The organism is Streptococcus cristatus (genome assembly GCF_003943505.1).
GTDB lineage: Bacteria > Bacillota > Bacilli > Lactobacillales > Streptococcaceae > Streptococcus > Streptococcus cristatus_E.
On the sequence record NZ_RJPS01000035.1, the window covers coordinates 1 to 1,010 of the forward strand.

The 1,010-nt window shown below is 47.0% G+C and carries 1 protein-coding gene; it reads left to right on the forward strand.

All coding sequences use genetic code 11. The annotated features are described in order from the left end of the window. Nucleotides 1-1,010 (forward strand): SHIRT domain-containing protein (locus D8792_RS10760; RefSeq protein WP_221763078.1); only part of this gene is annotated, 1,010 nt, incomplete at both ends.

The following is a 1,010-nucleotide window of genomic DNA, read 5'->3' on the forward strand; positions in this document are numbered from 1 at the left end:
TGCAGTTTTGGCTAAGCAGCCAATCCAAACTACCTACACAGACGCAGTGAATGATGGTATCTGGACCTTTAAGAGATATATTCCAGCTGGCGCAGTGGTCAATCAGGCAGATGTTACCTTTGTTGGTCAGTGGGAATTTAGAGCCAATAAGTACCAAGCAAGTTACCGCTTCGAGAGTGAGACGGCAGGTAAGGCTCTTCCAGCGGAAATCACAGATTGGACTCCAAGCGACAGTGCAACTTATGTGAACGGTGCCTCTGTTTCGGCTCAACAACCATCCCAAACCACCTACACAGACCCAGTGAACGATGGCACATGGACCTTCAAGGGTTACGACGCAGCTAGCGCCGTTGTCAACAAGGATAATGTAGAGTTTGTAGGTAAATGGACCTTTGAAGCCAATAAGTACCAAGCTACTTATCGCTTCGAGAGCGTAACAGCAGATAAAACTCTTCCGTCAGCCATCACTGTCTTGACTCCAAGCGATAGTGCAACTTATGTGAATGGTGCAGCAGTTTCAGTCAAACAACCCGCTCAAACGACATACACAGACACAGTGAATGACGGTACCTGGACGTTTAAGGGTTACGACGCAGATAATGCCGTTGTCAACAAGGCTAATGTGGATTTTGTAGGCAAATGGGAATTTAAGGCAAACCAGTATCGAGCAGCTTACCGCTTCGAAAGTGCGACTGCTGGGAAGAATCTTCCAGTAGTTATCACAGCCTTGACTCCAAGAGACAGTGAGACTTATCTAAATGGTGTTGCAGTTTTGGCTAAGCAGCCAATCCAAACTACCTACACAGACGCAGTGAATGATGGTATCTGGACCTTTAAGAGATATATTCCAGCTGGCGCAGTGGTCAATCAGGCAGATGTTACCTTTGTTGGTCAGTGGGAATTTAGAGCCAATAAGTACCAAGCAAGTTACCGCTTCGAGAGTGAGACGGCAGGTAAGGCTCTTCCAGCGGAAATCACAGATTGGACTCCAAGCGACAGTGCAACTTATG